14 protein-coding genes, 1 pseudogene and 1 riboswitch are annotated in these 16,877 nt (G+C 70.8%); of the genes and pseudogenes, 9 read left to right on the top strand and 6 right to left on the bottom strand.

Annotation, left to right across the window (positions count from 1 at the left end):
* The 4 genes and pseudogenes from V6M57_RS06985 to V6M57_RS07000 form a co-directional block, all read left to right on the top strand.
* Positions 1 to 134: pseudogene (locus tag V6M57_RS06985) on the top strand (ABC transporter ATP-binding protein); the annotation flags it as partial.
* Positions 135 to 146: 12 nt separating this feature from the next.
* On the top strand, positions 147 to 962 hold the full coding sequence (locus V6M57_RS06990) for an ABC transporter permease (RefSeq protein WP_332814270.1): 816 nt from the start codon (positions 147 to 149) through the stop codon (positions 960 to 962).
* Positions 959 to 1,486, top strand: coding sequence for a nitrous oxide reductase accessory protein NosL (locus V6M57_RS06995; protein ID WP_332814271.1), 528 nt, complete (start codon positions 959 to 961; stop codon positions 1,484 to 1,486). The genes V6M57_RS06990 and V6M57_RS06995 overlap by 4 nt, the downstream gene beginning before the upstream one ends.
* Positions 1,487 to 1,579: 93 nt before the next feature.
* Positions 1,580 to 3,106, top strand: coding sequence for a YifB family Mg chelatase-like AAA ATPase (locus tag V6M57_RS07000; RefSeq protein WP_332814272.1), 1,527 nt, complete (start codon positions 1,580 to 1,582; stop codon positions 3,104 to 3,106).
* 18 nt (positions 3,107 to 3,124) lie between these two features.
* Here the strand turns inward: V6M57_RS07000 and V6M57_RS07005 are convergent, their stop codons facing one another.
* From V6M57_RS07005 to V6M57_RS07015, 3 genes are all read right to left on the bottom strand, one after another.
* Positions 3,125 to 4,105, bottom strand: a complete 981-nt coding sequence (locus V6M57_RS07005) for a YihY/virulence factor BrkB family protein (protein ID WP_332814273.1) — start codon at positions 4,103 to 4,105, stop codon at positions 3,125 to 3,127.
* A 73-nt stretch (positions 4,106 to 4,178) separates the two neighbouring features.
* Complete coding sequence (gene metH / locus V6M57_RS07010; RefSeq protein ID WP_332814274.1) at positions 4,179 to 6,902, bottom strand: methionine synthase; 2,724 nt, start codon at positions 6,900 to 6,902, stop codon at positions 4,179 to 4,181.
* Between the two features lie 39 nt (positions 6,903 to 6,941).
* A riboswitch (S-adenosyl-L-homocysteine riboswitch) is annotated at positions 6,942 to 7,016 on the bottom strand.
* Between the two features lie 79 nt (positions 7,017 to 7,095).
* Positions 7,096 to 7,416 carry a hypothetical protein gene (locus V6M57_RS07015; RefSeq protein ID WP_332814275.1) on the bottom strand — a complete coding sequence of 107 codons (321 nt, stop codon included), beginning with the start codon at positions 7,414 to 7,416 and terminating at the stop codon, positions 7,096 to 7,098.
* 349 nt (positions 7,417 to 7,765) lie between these two features.
* Between V6M57_RS07015 and V6M57_RS07020 the strand changes: the two genes are divergently transcribed.
* Complete coding sequence (locus V6M57_RS07020; protein ID WP_332814276.1) at positions 7,766 to 8,752, top strand: Bug family tripartite tricarboxylate transporter substrate binding protein; 987 nt, start codon at positions 7,766 to 7,768, stop codon at positions 8,750 to 8,752.
* A 27-nt stretch (positions 8,753 to 8,779) separates the two neighbouring features.
* Here V6M57_RS07020 and V6M57_RS07025 read toward each other — a convergent pair whose 3' ends face one another.
* Both V6M57_RS07025 and V6M57_RS07030 read right to left on the bottom strand, forming a co-directional pair.
* A complete protein-coding gene (locus tag V6M57_RS07025; protein WP_332814277.1) occupies positions 8,780 to 9,229 on the bottom strand; it encodes an Lrp/AsnC family transcriptional regulator in 450 nt (149 codons plus the stop codon).
* A 188-nt stretch (positions 9,230 to 9,417) separates the two neighbouring features.
* Positions 9,418 to 10,464, bottom strand: a complete 1,047-nt coding sequence (locus V6M57_RS07030; protein ID WP_332814278.1) for a homocysteine S-methyltransferase family protein — start codon at positions 10,462 to 10,464, stop codon at positions 9,418 to 9,420.
* A gap of 61 nt (positions 10,465 to 10,525) precedes the next feature.
* Here V6M57_RS07030 and recQ point away from each other — a divergent pair, with 61 nt between their 5' ends.
* On the top strand, positions 10,526 to 12,379 hold the full coding sequence (recQ, locus tag V6M57_RS07035; RefSeq protein WP_332814279.1) for a DNA helicase RecQ: 1,854 nt from the start codon (positions 10,526 to 10,528) through the stop codon (positions 12,377 to 12,379).
* Positions 12,380 to 12,392: 13 nt separating this feature from the next.
* Here recQ and V6M57_RS07040 read toward each other — a convergent pair whose 3' ends face one another.
* Positions 12,393 to 14,693 carry an ATP-binding protein gene (locus V6M57_RS07040; RefSeq protein WP_332814280.1) on the bottom strand — a complete coding sequence of 767 codons (2,301 nt, stop codon included), beginning with the start codon at positions 14,691 to 14,693 and terminating at the stop codon, positions 12,393 to 12,395.
* A 119-nt stretch (positions 14,694 to 14,812) separates the two neighbouring features.
* Between V6M57_RS07040 and V6M57_RS07045 the strand changes: the two genes are divergently transcribed.
* From V6M57_RS07045 to V6M57_RS07055, 3 genes are all read left to right on the top strand, one after another.
* Positions 14,813 to 16,012 (top strand): threonine ammonia-lyase, encoded by a 1,200-nt coding sequence (locus V6M57_RS07045; RefSeq protein ID WP_332814281.1) that lies wholly within the window; start codon positions 14,813 to 14,815, stop codon positions 16,010 to 16,012.
* A 51-nt stretch (positions 16,013 to 16,063) separates the two neighbouring features.
* Positions 16,064 to 16,468 (top strand): PaaI family thioesterase, encoded by a 405-nt coding sequence (locus V6M57_RS07050; protein ID WP_332814282.1) that lies wholly within the window; start codon positions 16,064 to 16,066, stop codon positions 16,466 to 16,468.
* Between the two features lie 63 nt (positions 16,469 to 16,531).
* Positions 16,532 to 16,684: a hypothetical protein gene (locus V6M57_RS07055; protein ID WP_332814283.1), complete on the top strand. Its 153-nt coding sequence runs from the start codon at positions 16,532 to 16,534 to the stop codon at positions 16,682 to 16,684.
* Positions 16,685 to 16,877 lie beyond the last annotated feature (193 nt).

The following is a 16,877-nucleotide window of genomic DNA, read 5'->3' on the forward strand; positions in this document are numbered from 1 at the left end:
CGCTGCAGGCGCAACTGCCGCGCGAGGCCAAGATGCCGGTGCTGGCGGCGCTGGCTGCCCTGGGCAGCACGGTGGCCGACCTGCGCATCCACGAGCCCTCGCTCGAGGACGTCTTCTTCGGTTGTTCCGCTTGAAGGAGGTAGGCCATGGAATTGCGACAGATCGCCACCATCGCCGCCAAGGAACTGCGCGACCGCCTGCGCAACCGCTGGGTGCTGGCGGTGGCCCTGGTGTTCACCGCCTTCGCGCTGGTCATCGCCTACTTCGGCGGCGCGCAGCAGGGCGCGGTCGGCCTGCGCTCGATCGAGTTCACCATCACCAGCCTGGTCAGCCTGGTGATCTACCTGATCCCGCTGATCGCGCTGCTGCTCGGCTTCGACGCCATCGTCGGCGAGCGCGAGCGCGGCTCGCTCGACCTGCTGCTGGCGCTGCCGATCACGCGGCTGGAACTGCTGCTGGGCAAGTACCTCGGGCTGGCCGCCGCGCTGACCCTGTCCACCGTGGCCGGCTTCGGCCTGGTCGCCATCGTCCTCGCCACCCAGGCCGGCACGGCGGGGCTGGCGGCCTACGCCGGCTTCATGGGCAGCTCGGTGCTGCTCGGGCTGGCCTTCCTCAGCCTGGCGGTGCTGCTGTCGGTGCTGGCCAGGGACCGCACCCGCGCCTCGGGGCTGGCCATCGCCACCTGGTTCTTCTTCGTGCTGGTGTTCGACCTGCTGCTGCTCGGGCTGCTGGTGGGCACCGGCGGCGAACGGGGCGCCCAGGCTTTCCCCTACCTGCTGCTGCTCAATCCCGCGGACGTGTTCCGCATCCTCAACGTCTTCTCGCTCGACGACGTGCGCAGCCTGTACGGCCTCACCTCCATCGTGCCGGCGGCGCTTGCCAAGCCCTGGCTGATGGCGCTGGTCATGCTGGGCTGGATCGCCGCGCCGCTGGGCCTCGCCACCTGGAGATTCAAGCCATGAACCGCCGCCACCTCCTGCTCGCCACCTGCGCCGTGCCGTTCGCCGGCCTGCTCGCCTGCAGCCCGGAATCCGGCGGCAGCGCCGCCGTCGCTGCCCCGGTGGAAATCGATCCCGCCACCACCTGCGACCTGGACGGCATGCTGCTGGCCGACTACCCCGGACCCAAGGCCCAGATCCACTACGCGGGCGTGGCCGCGCCCGTGTTCTTCTGCGACACCACCGAGTTGTTTGCCCAGTTGCTGCGGCCCGAGCAGGTGCGCCCGGTGCGCGCCGCCTTCGTGCAGGACATGGCCAGGGCCGACTGGAACAACCCGCGTGGCCACTGGATCGACGCCCGCAGCGGGTTCTACGTGGTCGGCAGCAAGCGCCATGGTTCCATGGGCCCGACCTTCGCCAGCTTCGCCGCGCGCGACGCGGCCGAAGGCTTCGCCCGGGAATTCGGCGGCCGCGTCCATGCCTATGCCGAGATCAAGCCCGAGATGGCCGACCTGAGCGGCGGCGCCCAGCACGACCAGCGCATGTGAGCGCCAATTCCTGTGCGCTAGCGCACAGGAAGTCCGGCCGTCGTCGGCTCCGGGGGCGCGCGGCGCGTTGACGCGCCACGAAGGGAGTCCCGCATGAGCTTGTCGCTGGTGCGCAGCCGCGCGCTGCTCGGCCTGGAAGCCGCCCGGGTCGAGGTCGAGGTCCACCTGGCCAACGGGCTGCCCAATTTCTTCCTGGTCGGCCTGGCCGACACCGAGGTCAAGGAGGCGCGCGAGCGGGTGCGTGCCGCCCTGCTGACCAGCGGCTTCGACTTCCCACACAACAAGCGCATCACCGTCAACCTCGCGCCGGCCGACCTGCCCAAGGACTCCGGCCGATTCGACCTGCCGATCGCACTGGGCATCCTGGCGGCCAGCGGCCAGCTCGATGGCGAGCGGCTGGGCGCTTTCGAATTCGCCGGCGAGCTGTCGCTGTCCGGCGAATTGCGGCCGGTGCGCGGCGCGCTGGCCATGAGCCTCGCGCTGCAAGCGGCGGGCGCCGGCGCCGCCCAGCTGGTGCTGCCGCCGGGCAGCGCCGAGGAGGCCGCGCTGGTGCCCGACGCGCGCGTCTGGCGTGCCCGCCATCTCACCGATGTGGTGGCACAGTTCCAGCGCGGCGAACCGGCCGATCCGGGCGAGGGCTGGCAGCGGGTGCAGACGCAGCCACCGGTGGCGCCGGCCAGCTACCCCGACCTGGCCGACGTGAAGGGCCAGGGCGCCGCCCGGCGCGCGCTGGAGATCGCGGCGGCCGGCTCGCACAGCCTGCTGCTGGTCGGCCCGCCGGGTTCGGGCAAGTCGATGCTGGCGCAGCGCTTCGCCGGCCTGCTGCCGCCGATGACGGTGCAGGAGGCGCTGGAGAGTGCCGCGGTGGCCAGCCTGGCCGGGCGCTTCCACCTGGACCGCTGGGCGCTGCGCCCGACCTGTGCCCCGCACCATTCGGCCAGTGCGGTGGCGCTGGTGGGCGGCGGTTCGCCGCCGCGACCGGGCGAGATCTCGCTGGCGCACCGGGGCGTGCTGTTCCTCGACGAACTGCCGGAGTTTCCGCGCGCTGCGCTGGAGGCCCTGCGCGAACCGCTGGAGACCGGCCACATCACCATCGCGCGGGCGGCCCGCCGCGCCGAGTTCCCGGCCCGCTTCCAGTTCATCGCCGCCATGAACCCCTGCCCCTGCGGCTGGCTGGGCGCGCCGCACCACGCCTGCCGCTGCGGCCCCGAGCAGGTGAGCCGCTACCAGTCGCGCCTGTCCGGTCCGCTGCTGGACCGCATCGACCTGCAGGTGGAGGTGCCGGCGATCTCGCCGCAGGAGTTGCTCGCGGCCTCCGCCGGCGAGGGCACCGCCTCGGTACGAGCGCGCTGCCTTGCCGGACGCGAGCGCGCCCTCGGGCGGCAAGGCAAGCCGAACCAGGCGCTGGAAGGCGCCGAGGTCGACCAGCACGTGCAACTGCAGGCGGCCGCGACCGAGTTTCTGAACCATGCCGCCGCACGGCTGGCCTGGAGCGCTCGCGCCACCCACCGGGTGCTGAAGGTCGCCCGCACCGTCGCCGATCTGGCCGGTGCGCGCGAGGTCGAGGTGGCGCACGTGGCCGAGGCGGTGCAGTACCGGCGCGGATTGCCGGGACGCTAGCCGGAGCGTCCGCGCCGCTCAGCGGGCGCTGCGTCGCCCAGGCGCGGTGCCGGCCACCGCGCGCAGGTGCGGCTGGCCATTGGGCCGTTGCGGCAGCGGCTGTTCCTCCACCGGCTCGCCCGCCTCGCGCCGGCGCGTGTCCTCGGCGGCACGGGCCATCGCGGCGGCGAACAGCAACACCCCCGAGGAGAAGTAGATCCACATCAGCACCGCCACCAGCGAACCGGCCGCGCCGTAGGCCGAGACCACGGCTGCCGTCGACAGGTACCAGGCCAGCAGCTGCCGCCCCAGGCTGAACAGGATGGCACCGACCACCGCCCCCAGCAGCAGGAAGCGCGTCGCCGGCTTGGGTCCGGCGCTCAGGCGCATCAGGGCCACGAACAGCAGCGTCCACAGCCCGAGCGCCACGGCTTCGTTCAGCAGCCGCAGCAGCGTTTCCAGCAGGAAGAAGTCGCCCAGCCAGCCCGAAAACACCGACAACAGCGTGGAGGCGACCGTCGATGCCAGCAGCAGGAAGCCGAAGGCCAGGATGTAGGCCATGCCGCGCAGCCGCTGGCTGGCGGTGTGCCACCAGCCCGGAGGCGGCTGCTGCGGCCGCCCCTCGGCCCAGACGTCGGCGAAGGCCTGCTGCAGTTCGCCGAACACGCCGGTCGCGCCGAACAGCAGCACCGAGAAGCCGACCAGCGTGGCGACCAGCCCTTCGGCCGGCTGCTGCGCGCTGGCCAGGGCCTGCTGGACCACCGCGGCCGCCTGCGGGCCGACCATCGCACCGGCCTGCTCGACCATCGCCTGGCCGAGCGCCTGCCGGTCCATCCACCAGCCGAACAGGCCCACCAGCACCAGCACCAGCGGCGCGAGGCTGAGGATGCCGTAGAAGGACATGGCGGCGCTCATGCGCAACCCGCCGGCCTCGCTCCAGAGCCGGGCGGCGCGCCAGATGGGATACGCCGGGCGAATGGCGCGCCCGAGCCTTTCCGGAATGCGGTCCTGCCAAGCCATGCCGCAGCATCGCGGCGACTGTGGGCGAACGCTATCGGCGGCGAGTCGAACGCCGGGTCGGAATGCGCCGACGCTACAGGTTCGACCCCAGCAGCCGCTGCACCTCGCCCTGCTCGGCGCCACGGCGGCGCGCCAGGTCCTCCACCTGGTCGGCACCGATGCGGCCGACGTTGAAGTAGGTGCTCTGCGGGTGGCTCAGGTAGAAGCCGCTGACGCTGGCCGCCGGGGTCATGGCGCCGCTGTCGGTCACGTCCATGCCGACCTCCTGCGCGCCCAGCAGCCGGAACAGCGGCTGCTTGACGCTGTGGTCGGGGCAGGCCGGGTAGCCGGGCGCGGGCCGGATGCCCTGGTACTTCTCGGCGATCAGTTCCTCGCTGGCCAGCTGCTCGTCCGGCACGTAGCCCCACAGGTCGGTGCGCACGCGGTGGTGCAGGCACTCCGCGAAGGCTTCGGCCAAGCGGTCGGCCAGCGCCTTGAGCATGATGGCCGAGTAGTCGTCCAGGTCCTTGAGGAAGTAGTTCACCTTCTCGTCCACGCCCAGCCCGGCGGTGACGGCGAAGGCGCCGATGTAGTCCCTGGCGACGCCGCGCGGCGCGATGAAGTCCGCCAGGCAGCGGCTCGGCCGCACCACGCCGTCGATCACCTGCTTCTCGGTCTGCTGGCGCACGCCCCACCAGGTCAGCGCCACTTCGCGGCGCGACTCGTCGGTGTACAGCTCGATGTCGTCGTCGTTCACCGTGTTGGCCGGCCAGAAGCCCAGCACGGCGTTGGCGGTGAGCCAGCGGCCCTCCACCAGGCGCTTGAGCAGGCGCTGGCCGTCGGAGAACACCCGGACCGCCTCGCTGCCGACCACCTCGTCCTTCAGGATCTCGGGGAAGCGCCCGGCGAGGTCCCAGGTCTGGAAGAACGGGCCCCAGTCGATGTACCGGACCAGCTCGGCCAGGTCGAAATTGCGGAACACGCGCCGGCCGATGAATTTCGGAACCGGCGGCGCGTAGCCGGCCCAGTCGACCGGCGTCTTGTTGGCGCGCGCCTGCGCCAGCGGCCAGAGCGGCGTCTGCTTCTTGCTGGCGTGCAGTTGCCGCACCTTCTCGTAGTCGGCCTCGACCTCGGCAATGAATTTCGCCGCCTGGTCCGACAGCAGGTTCTGCGCGATGCCGACGCTGCGCGAGGCGTCCGGCACGTAGACCACCGGCCCCTCGTAGTGGCGCGCGATCTTCACCGCGGTGTGCACCCGGCTGGTGGTGGCGCCGCCGATCAGCAGCGGGATCTTCTTGACCCGGAAGTGCTCGTCCTTCTGCATCTCGCCGGCCACGTACTGCATCTCCTCCAGCGAGGGCGTGATCAGGCCCGACAGGCCGACGATGTCGGCGCCCTCGACCTTGGCACGCGCCAGGATCTCGTGGCACGGGACCATCACGCCCATGTTCACGACCTCGAAGTTGTTGCACTGCAGGACCACCGTGACGATGTTCTTGCCGATGTCGTGCACGTCGCCCTTGACGGTGGCGATGACGATCTTGCCCTTGCTGCGCACGTCCTGGCCGGCGGCTTCCTGCTGCTTCTTCTCCTCCTCGATGAAGGGGATCAGGTAGGCCACCGCCTGCTTCATCACGCGGGCCGACTTGACCACCTGCGGCAGGAACATCTTGCCGGCGCCGAACAGGTCGCCCACGATGTTCATGCCGTCCATCAGCGGACCCTCGATCACGTTCAACGCCCGGCCGCCGCCGGCCAGCACCTTGTTCAGCATCTCCTCGGTGTCGGGCACGATGTGGTCGGTGATGCCATGCACCAGCGCATGCGACAGCCGCCCTTCGACCGGCTGCTGGCGCCACTCGTTGCGCTTGCCTTCGTCGCGCGCCGCGCCCTTGGCGCGCTCGGCGATCTCGACCAGCCGCTCGCCGGCGTCGGGGCGGCGGTCCAGCACCACGTCCTCGACCCGCTCGCGCAGTTCCGGGTCGAGGTCGTCGTAGACGCCGACCATGCCCGCGTTGACGATGCCCATGTCCATGCCGGCGCGGATCGCGTGGTACAGGAACACGGTGTGGATCGCCTCGCGCACCGGATCGTTTCCCCGGAACGAGAAGCTGACGTTGGACACCCCGCCGCTGACCTTGGCACCCGGCAGGTGCTGCTTGATCCACTTCGTCGCCTCGATGAAGTCGACCGCGTAGTGGTTGTGCTCCTCGATGCCGGTGGCGATGGCGAAGATGTTGGGGTCGAAGATGATGTCCTCGGGCGGGAAGCCGACCTCGTCGACCAGGATGCGGTAGGCGCGCTGGCAGATCTCCTGGCGCCGCTGCAGGCTGTCGGCCTGGCCCTTCTCGTCGAAGGCCATCACCACCGCGGCCGCGCCGTAGCGCCGCACCAGCGTGGCCTGCCGCTTGAACTCGGCCTCGCCCTCCTTCATCGAGATCGAGTTGACGATGCCCTTGCCCTGCAGGCAGCGCAGGCCGGCCTCGATCACCTCCCACTTGGAGCTGTCGACCATCACCGGCACGCGGGCGATGTCGGGCTCGCTGGCGATCAGCCGCAGGAAGCGCACCATGGCCGCCTTGCTGTCCAGCATGGCTTCGTCCATGTTGACGTCGATGACCTGGGCGCCGTTCTCCACCTGCTGGCGCGCCACCGCCAGCGCCTCCTCGAACTGCCCGGCCAGGATCATGCGGGCAAAGGCCTTGGAGCCGGTGACGTTGGTGCGCTCGCCCACGTTGACGAACAGGCTGCCCGGCGCGATGGAAACCGGTTCCAGGCCGGACAGCTTGAGGGGGGGAACGGCGGGGGTGTCGGACATCTCGGGCTCACCTTCGTGGGGGTGCGGCAGTGCCGCGGTCGGAGGTGAGCGCCGTTGGAAAAAGTCTCAAGCCTGACGCTGGGCAGGGCCCGCGCTGCAACGCTCCTTGAGAACGGCCATTCTAACGAGACTGGCCAAGCTCTCGGCCCTCAGCCAGCCGGGACAAGGGCCGGCTGGGAGCGATGGCAGGCCCTCACGGGCTTGCCGGCGTCACGTTGATGAACGCGGTGTAGCGCGAGTCGCTGTAGCCCGGGATGCTCAGCTTGAATTCCGCGACCGTCGAGCAGCCGCCGGTCGTGCCCACCGACGTGCTCGTGCACACGAACGTCGGCGACGGCTCTCCTGAAATCACGCCGGTGGCCGAATCGATCGACAGGAACGAAGGTCCCTGGACGAGATTGAACGTCTTTCGCGCATCGCATGCCGGCGGCAGGCCGCTGAGCGCCGGCGCATAGGTAGTCGACTTGCCGATCGGGAACGCGAGCGCCTGGCCGCCTGCATAGGACCAGTGCACCCTCAGCGAGGAATCGGTCGCGCACGCGTCGTCCCCTCCACCGCCGCAAGCCGCCAGGGCTGCACATAGCAAGACCGCTCCTGCATTCAAGGCTGCTCCCACTCGTTCCTCCATTGATGTCGTGGTCCATGGCCCCTGCGGGCGGACTGCCGCGGGGAGCCACGCGATTCTTTGCGGCAATGCGTGCCGGCGGCAGGCCCTGGCGCGTCCCGTCCTCCTCCGGTCTGGGGGGGCCCTCGGGTTGCCGAGGCATCGCAATCGGTTGCCTGCCGCCACGCCGCCGCCGGCAGCTGCGGGTCCACAGGCGAAAATGGCGGCCCGCTTCATTCAGCCTTTCCCGGGAGTTCGCATGCTTCAGCCCGTGCACCGTCGTGCCGTCCTCGCCCTCGGCTCAGCCGCCCTGGTGGCCGGGGCCTGGCCGCTGCGCGCGCTCGCGCAGCGTGAGGCACCCCTGCGCATCCTGGTCGGGTTCCCGCCCGGCGGCGGCAGCGATGCCATCGCGCGCGTGCTGGCCGACCAGCTCAAGGATTTCCTCGGCCAGCCGGTGGTGGTGGAGAACCGCGCCGGCGCCGGCGGCCAGATCGCGGCACAGGCCCTGAAGGCAGCCGAACCCGACGGCCGGACGGTGTTCCTGTCGCACGACCACAGCATTTCGATCCTGCCGCTCGTGCTGAAGAACCCCGGCTTCGATCCGGCGCGCGACTTCGTGCCGGTGGCCGGCTTCGCCACCTTCGTCAACGCGCTGGCGCTGTCGCCCGGCACGCCGGCGAAGTCGCTGCCCGGGTACGTGCAATGGGTGCGCACGCAAGGCGGCGGCAAGGGCAACGTGGGCGTGCCCGCGCCTGCCTCGGTGCCCGAATTCCTGGTCCAGGCGCTCGGCAGGCGGTTCGGGCTGGACCTGCTGGCCGCGCCCTACCGCGGCAGCGCGCCCATGATGGCCGACATGCTGGGCAACCAGATCGGCGCCGGCGTGGGCTCGATTCCCGACTTCATCGAGAACCACAAGGCCGGCAAGATCCGGGTGGTGGCGGTGATGGGCCGCGCGCGGCAGGCCGCCGTGCCCGATGCGCCGACCTTCGCCGAGCTGGGCCTGAAGGGTTTCGAGGAAGTGCCCTACTACGGCCTGTTCGCGCCGGCCGGCACGCCGCAGGCGGCGATCGACCGCATCGGCGCCGCGCTCGCCAAGGTGGTGGCCTTGCCCGAGGTGCGCGAGCGCCTCACGACGCTGGGGCTGGCGGTGGGCTACATGCCGCAGCAGCAGCTGGCGAAGCGCGAGCGGGCCTACACGGCGGCCCTGGCGAAGATCATCGAGGCGAGCGGGTACCGGCCGCAGTGAGGCAGGATGCTGCGAGGCATCCCCGCGCTACAGCGGCAGCTCGGCCTTCTTCAGCGTGCGCAGCACGAAGCTCGACTGGCTGTGCCGGATGCCCTTGATCTTGTACAGCCGTTCGCGCAGCAGCCGTTCGTAGTCGCGGGTGTCGCGCACCGCCACCCGCAGCAGGTAGTCGTATTCGCCGGAGACCAGGTAGGCCTCGATCACCTCGGGGATCGCCGCCAGGGTCTCGCCGAAGCGCTCCAGGGTGTTCTCGGAGTGGCTGTCCAGGGTCACCTGCACCATGACGGTGTCGTTCAGCCCGAGCGCCGGCGCCGACAGCCGCACGGTGTAGCCCTCGATCACGCCGTTCGCCTCGAGCTTGCGGATGCGCTCCCAGCAGGGCGAGGTGCTCAGGCCCACCGCCTGGCTGATCTCCTGCAGGCTGGCGCGCGCGTTGGACTGCAGGACCCGGAGGATCTTTCGGTCGATCTGGTCCATGGACGGAGGATACCGGAGCGTTCGGCGGATCGGCCAGCAAGATTTCCTGCACAGCAGCTGGATAGGCCGAAAAACAGGAAACTTTCCGGCCCGGGCCGGCCCACACTGGCGGCCTCGGCCCGGCGCTTACCGGCGCGGGCCGGCCGACAAGGCGCCGGCGGGCCACCGCCTGCCGGCGCTGCCTCGCGTCAGGCCGCTTCCCGGTAGAAGAACTCGCGCTGGCGGCTGCGCGCCGGCAGCGGCGCCACCGCCTCGCCGATCGCCTGGATGTGCGCCGGCGTGGTGCCGCAGCAGCCGCCCACGATGTTCACCAGGCCCTCGGCCGCGAACTCGCGCAGCAGCCGCGCGGTGACCTCGGGCGTCTCGTCGAAGCCGGTCTCGCTCATGGGGTTGGGCAGGCCGGCGTTCGGATAGCAGCTGATGAAGGTGTCGGGCGCCGCCTTGGCCAGCTCCTGGATGTAGGGCCGCATCAGCGCGGCGCCCAGCGCGCAGTTCAGGCCCACGGCCAGCGGCCGTGCATGGCGCACGCTGTGCCAGAAGGCGGTGACGGTCTGGCCGCTGAGGATGCGGCCCGAGGCGTCGGTGACGGTGCCGCTGATGATGACCGGCAGGCACTGGCCGCTGGCCGCGAAGAACTCGTCGATCGCGAACAGCGCCGCCTTGGCGTTGAGCGTGTCGAAGATGGTCTCCACCAGCAGCAGGTCCACGCCGCCTTCGACCAGGGCTTCGACCTGCTCGTGGTAGGCGGCGCGCAGCTGCTCGAAGTCGACGTTGCGCGCGCCCGGGTCGTTGACGTCCGGGCTGATGCTGGCGGTGCGCGGCGTCGGGCCCAGTGCGCCGGCCACGAAGCGCGGGTGCTCCGGCGTGCCGAAGGTGTCGGCGGCCTCGCGCGCCAGGCGGGCGGCGGCCAGGTTCAGCTCGCGCGCGATCCCGGCCAGGCCGTAGTCCTCCTGCGCGATCGCGTTGGCGCCGAAGGTGTTGGTCTCGATGATGTCGGCGCCGGCGGCCAGGAAGCCTTCGTGGATGTCGCGGATCACCGCGGGGCGGGTCAGCACCAGCAGTTCGCTGTTGTTGCGCACGTCCTTCGGGTGGTCCTTGAAGCGCTCGCCGCGGTAGTCGGCTTCGGTGAGCTTCAGGCGCTGGATCATGGTGCCCATCGCCCCGTCCAGGATGAGGATGCGCTTGTCGAGCAGGGCCGGCAGGGCCTGGCCGCGGGTATAGGCTGGGGACTTCATGGTCCGGCGGATTGTAGGAACAAGGGCTTAGGCGCAGGCGCGCAAGGACAATCGCGGCATCTTGGACAACGCCCTTTCCATCCTCCAGCAGGTCTTCGGCTACCCGCAGTTCCGCGGTCCGCAGGCCGGCATCGTGGCGCACGTCATCGGCGGCGGCGACGCGCTGGTGCTGATGCCCACCGGCGGCGGCAAGTCGCTGTGCTACCAGATCCCGGCCATTGCCCGCCAGCGCGCCGGCCAGGGCGTGACGATCGTGGTGTCGCCGCTGATCGCGCTGATGCACGACCAGGTCGGCGCGCTGCACGAGGCCGGGGTCGAGGCGGCCTTCCTCAACTCGTCCCTCGGCTACGACGAAGCGATCGCCGTGGAGCGGCGGCTGGCGCGCGGCGATCTCACGCTGCTGTACGCCGCGCCCGAGCGGGTGACCACGCCGCGCTTCCTGGAACAGCTCGACGCGCTGCACCGGCGCGGGCAGCTGGCGCTGTTCGCGATCGACGAGGCGCACTGCGTCAGCCAGTGGGGGCACGACTTCCGGCCGGAGTACCGCGCCCTGACCGTGCTGCACGAGCGCTTCGCCGGCGTGCCGCGGATCGCGCTCACCGCCACCGCCGACGCCCTCACGCGCGCCGACATCGTGGAGCGCTTGCAGTTGCAGGATGCGCGCCGGTTTGTCAGCAGCTTCGACCGGCCGAACATCCGCTACCGCATCGCCGAGAAGAAGGAGCCCGCCGCGCAATTGCTGCGCTTCATCCAGCACGAACACGAAGGCGAGTCGGGCATCGTCTATTGCCAGACCCGCAAGCGGGTGGAAGACATGGCGCAGTCCCTGCAGCAGCAGGGCATAGCCGCCCTGCCCTACCACGCGGGGCTGGATGCCGGGCTGCGCCAGCGCCACCAGGACCGCTTCCTGCGCGAGGAGGGTCTGGTGATGGTGGCGACCATCGCCTTCGGCATGGGCATCGACAAGCCCGACGTGCGCTTCGTGGCGCACCTGGACATGCCCAAGAACATCGAGGGCTACTACCAGGAAACCGGCCGCGCCGGCCGCGACGGCCTGCCGTCCGAAGCCTGGATGCTGTACGGCCTGCAGGACGTGGTGAACCAGCGCCGCATGATCGACGAGAGCCCGGCCGGCGAGGACTTCAAGCAGGTGATGCGCGGCAAGCTCGACGCGCTGCTGGCGCTGGCCGAGGCCACCGATTGCCGGCGGGTGCGCCTGCTCGGCTACTTCGGCGAAGCCAGCCAGCCCTGCGGCAACTGCGACAACTGCCTGGCGCCACCGCAGGTCTGGGACGGCACCGACGCCGCGCGCAAGCTGCTGTCCACGGTCTACCGGGTGCAGCAGGCGAGCGGCATCGGCTTCGGCGCCGGCCACGTGATGGACATCCTGCGCGGACGCCGCACCGACAAGGTCGCGCAGCACGGCCACGACCAGGTCTCGACCTTCGGGCTGGGCGCCGATTTCAGCGAGGCGCAGCTGCGTGGCGTGCTGCGCCAGCTGGTGGCGATCGGCGCGCTGGCGGTCGACGCGCAGGCGTTCAACACCCTCAAGCTCACCGAGGGTTCGCGCGCCGTGCTGCGCGGCGAGCGGCCGGTGCTGCTGCGCGAATCGGTGGCACAGGGAGCGAACGGCCGCAAGCGGCGCGAACCGCGCGACCGCTCGGCGCTGCCGGCGGCCGCGGCGGGCCTGACCGAGGCCGGCCAGGCGCGCTTCGCGGCCTTGAAGGCCTGGCGCGGCGAAGTGGCGCGCGCGCACAACCTGCCCGCCTACGTGATCTTCCACGACGCCACGTTGGCGGCGATCGCGGCCCTGGGGCCGCAGTCGATCGAGGCCCTGGAGGGCGTCAGCGGGATCGGGGCGCGCAAACTCGAGGCGTACGGCGAGGAAGTGATGCGGGTGCTGCGCGGCGTGTGAAGTGCGCCGGGCGTCAGCCGGTAAAGCCGATAGTCCTCGCCTCGCGCACCTCGGGCTTGATGCGGTGCTCGGCCTCCAGCTGTTCCAGGAACTCCTGCGGCCCGTAGTCGGCCGCGGCGAGGATCTGCACCTGGCGCTTCACGGCGGCGAAGTCGCCGGGGCAGAGCTGGTCGAGCCGGGCCAGCCGCGATCGCATGTCCGGCGTCAGCGCCGACGCATCGCCGCCCAGCGCCTCGGTCACGAACATGGCTTCGCGCTGCGCCGGCAGCAGCGGCCGGAACCGGATCTTGAAGGTGAAACGCCGCAGCGCGGCCTGGTCGATGCGATCCATCAGGTTGGTGGTGCAGATGAAGATGCCGGCAAAGCGCTCCATCCCCTGCAGCATCTCGTTGACTTCGGTCACCTCGTAGGTGCGCTGGGCGCCGCGGCGGTCCTGCAGGAAGCTGTCGGCCTCGTCCAGCAGCAGCACGGCCTTCTCGGCTTCGGCCTCGCGGAACATGGCCGCCATGTTCTGCTCGGTCTCGCCGACGAACTTGCTCATCAGGTCGCTGGCCTGCCGGACCAGCAGCGGCTGGTCCAGGCTGCGGGCGATGTGCTCGGCCAGCGCCGTCTTGCCGGTGCCGGGCGGCCCGTGGAAGCACAGCGTGCCGTGGCCGCGTGCCTTCAGCGCATCGACGATGCGCGGCAGCTCGAAGCGACTCTCCACGTTCAGCATCGCCAGGTCGTAAGCGGTGGCCGCCGGCCGCAGCATGCCGGGCGCGCGGTTGCCCAGCGCCTGGTCGGCATTGCGCAACTGGCGTTCGATCAGGCTCTCGGCCGAGGCGCCCGCGCTGCCGGCCAGCGCCGCGAAGCGCACCGCCGTGCGGATCTGCGCCGGCGTCAGGCCCTTGCGCGAGGTGAGCCGGGCGACGAAGGCCTCCGACACCGCCACGCCTTCCAGCGTCTTGCGCACCAGCCCTTCGCGCGCGCCGGGCGGCGGCGACTTCAGCTCCAGGTGGTAGGCGAAGCGGCGCCGGAAGGCCGGGTCGATCTGCTCGATGCGGTTGGTCACCCACAGCGTGGGCACCGGGTTGGATTCCAGGATCTGGTTGACCCACGCCTTGCCGCTGACGCTGTGGCTGGCCGGCGCCGCCACCTGCTCGGCCCGGGCCATCAGCTGCGCCGCCTCCGAGCTGATCGGCGGGAACACGTCCTCGACCTCGTCGAACAGCAGCGCGGCGCGCGCGCTGCCCTTGAGGAACACCTGCGCGATCTGCAGCGAGCGGTAGCGGTCGCGGCCGGACAGCGAATTGCCGTCGCGGTCGGCGTATTCCACCTCGAACAGCTCCAGCCCCGCCGCCTGCGCCACCACCTTGGCCAGCTCGGTCTTGCCGGTGCCGGGCGGGCCGTACAGCAGCACGTTGACGCCCGACTCCTTGTGCTCCACGGCGTTGCGCAGCAACGCGCACAGCACCTGCGCGTCGTCCTGCACGAAGCCGAAGTCGGCCAGTGCCAGCGCGCTCTTGCTGCTCGGCCGCGTGAACACCGCCATCAGCTCGTTCTGGTCGCGGTATTCGCGCATCAGCACCGGCGGCAGCTTCTCGCTGACCTTCATCAGGTCGGCCAGGTCGGTGATGTTGTGCTCGGAGATCAGGTTCTCGACCAGCCCGATGCGCTCCAGCCGCGAGCCGGCGCGCAGCGCCTCGCCGACATCGGCGGCATTGACGCCCGCCAGTTCGGCGATGGCGGCGTAGGCCTCGGGGGCATTGTTGACCTTGAACTCCACCAGCAGGCTGCGCAGGTCGCGCTGGTAGCGCGCCAGCGTGCCGTACAGCAGCAGGGCGCGCTCGGCCTGGTTCAGCTGCAGCAGCCCGGAGAGCGCGTCGATGTTCTTCTCCACCAGGGTGGACTGCTTCTTGAGCGCGCGGGTCAGCCAGTCGCCGGTGGCGGCCAGCACCGACAGCAGGTCCTTGGGCTGGTCCTTGGCGTATTCATCGAGGTAGAAGAACAGCGTCCCCTCCTCGTAGGGCCCGCGCCAGGCGCCGTGCCGGTCCAGGAATTCGGCGGTGGGCAGCTGCTCGTGGCCGCGCCAGAACTCGTTGTCCTTGCAGCGGCGGCCCAGGAACTCGCGCAGGCGCGCCAGCGCCGGCGCCGGCCACACCAGGTGGCGCCCCGCCAGCGACAGCAGCCCATTGAGGTCGCGCCGGACATTGAACTTGCCGCCCTGCTTGGCCGCCAGCGTCAGCACGAAATGCGAGCACATCAGGTCCAGCACCGGCGCGTCCTTCAGCCCGGGTGACACCAGCCACTGCGCATCGACCGTTCGCTTGACCATGGGCGGCCTCCGTTGGATGTCCCGTCGAGACATGCGGCGCCTACGATAACCCGGGTTCATCCGCCATGGAAGGCATTGATGGGCGCGCGGGGATGTCGGCCGGAAGCCGACAATGCGCCATGCTCGAACTCGCCGACATCCGCGCCGCCGCCGACCGCCTGCAAGGCCACGTGCTGCGCACGCCCTGCGTGGCCTCCCAGACCCTGTCGCAGCTGACCGGCGCGCGGGTGTTCCTCAAGTTCGAGAACCTGCAGTTCACCGCCTCCTTCAAGGAGCGGGGCGCCTGCAACAAGCTGGCCCAGCTGTCGGCGGCCGAGCGCGCGCGCGGCGTGATCGCCATGAGCGCCGGCAACCACGCGCAGGGGGTGGCCTACCACGCGCAGCGGCTGGGGATCCGGGCGGTGATCGTCATGCCGCGCTTCACGCCGGGCGTCAAGGTGGAGCGCACGCGCGGCTTCGGCGCCGAAGTGGTGCTGCACGGCGACACGCTGGACGAGGCGCGCGGCCACGCGATGGAGCTGGCGCAGGCGCAGGGGCTGGTGTTCGTGCATCCCTACGACGACGAGTCGATCGTGGCGGGCCAGGGCACGACTGCGCTGGAGATGCTGCAGGACGTGCCGGGGCTGGACACGCTGGTGGTGTCGGTCGGCGGCGGCGGGCTGATCGCCGGCATGGCGCTGGCCGCCAAGGCGCTCAAGCCCTCCCTCGAGGTGGTGGGCGTGCAGACGGTGCGCTTTCCCAACATGTACAACGCGGTCAAGCACACCCGGCTGCCGCAGGGGCCCTCGACCATCGCCGAGGGCATCGCGGTCGGCACGCCGGGGCGGATCCCGCAGGAGATCATCGGCCGCTGCGTGGACGACATCCTGCTGGTCGACGAAGGCGACATCGAGCAGGCCATCGTCATGCTGCTGGAGATCGAGAAGACGCTGGTCGAGGGCGCCGGGGCGGCCGGGCTGGCGGCCATGCTCAAGCACCCGGACCGGTTCCGGGGCCGGACCGTGGGGCTGGTGCTGGGCGGCGGCAACATCGACCCGCTGCTGCTGGCGGCCATCATCGAGCGCGGCATGGTGCGCGCCGGCCGGCTGGCGCGCATCCGGGTCTGCGCGCGCGACGTGCCCGGCTCGCTGGCGAGGATCACCGCCACGGTGGCGGACGCCGGCGCCAACGTCGACGAGGTGCACCACCAGCGCGCCTTCACGGTGCTGGCCGCGCAGAACGTGGAGATCGAGCTGGTGATCCAGACCCGCGGGCCACAGCACGTGCAGGCGGTGCTGGACGCGCTGCACCAGGCCGGCTTCCAGGCCGAACGGCAATGAGCGGTCGGGCGGACCGGACCGCCCGCAAGGCCCGTCCGTATGATGCCGGCCATGACGCTCGACCAGCTGCAAGCCACCCTGCCCGAGTACTTCGCACCCTGGGTGCAGGCGCTGGGGCTGCAGGTGCAGGCCTTCGACGCCGACAGCGTCACGCTGAGGCTGCCGCAAAGCGCGCAGCTGGCGCGCACCGGCGGCATGCTGTGCGGCCAGGCCATGATGGCGGCCGCCGATACGGCCATGGTGCTGGCGCTGGTCAACCAGTTCGGCGAATTCCGGCCCTGCACCACGGTGCAGATGAACACCAGCTTCCTGCGGCCGCTCAGCGGGCAGGACGCGCTGGTGCAGGCCCGCGTGCTGCGCGCGGGCAAGGCGCTGGCTTTCGGGGAGATCGACATCCGGGGCGCGGCCGACGGCAAGAGCGCCTGCCGCGCCAGCACCACCTATGCCCTGCTGTAGGGTGGGCGGCACGCCAGCCGGTAGAATGACCGCTTCCGATCCCATCCAACACGAGCCAGAGCCATGTCGAGCACCGAACCGCGCCACAGCCACGGCGAAGCCGCCGAGCACCAGGACCCGATGGACGCCGTCGTCCATGCGATCCCGGTCGTGATTCCCGTCGTCGGCGGGCTGCTGATCTTCCTGCTGGCCTTCATCGCCGTCTACATGGCCTGACGCCCGCTTCGCTTTTTTCGTTTCTCTTCCGACAGCCCGGCCTGCGCTCGCAGCCGGGCTGTCTTGCTTGGGCGGCACCCGGCACCTTGCATAAAGTCATGAGTCTTTTGCATGGAATCGCCGGGATCGCCGGGCCAAGCGCGGCCGCCCCTCCCTAGAATTCCCTTTCCCCAGCCGACCCGCGGACCGCGCC

The sequence above is a fragment of the Ramlibacter sp. genome (genome assembly GCF_036676645.1).
In the GTDB taxonomy this organism is placed as follows: Bacteria; Pseudomonadota; Gammaproteobacteria; order Burkholderiales; family Burkholderiaceae_C; genus Ramlibacter.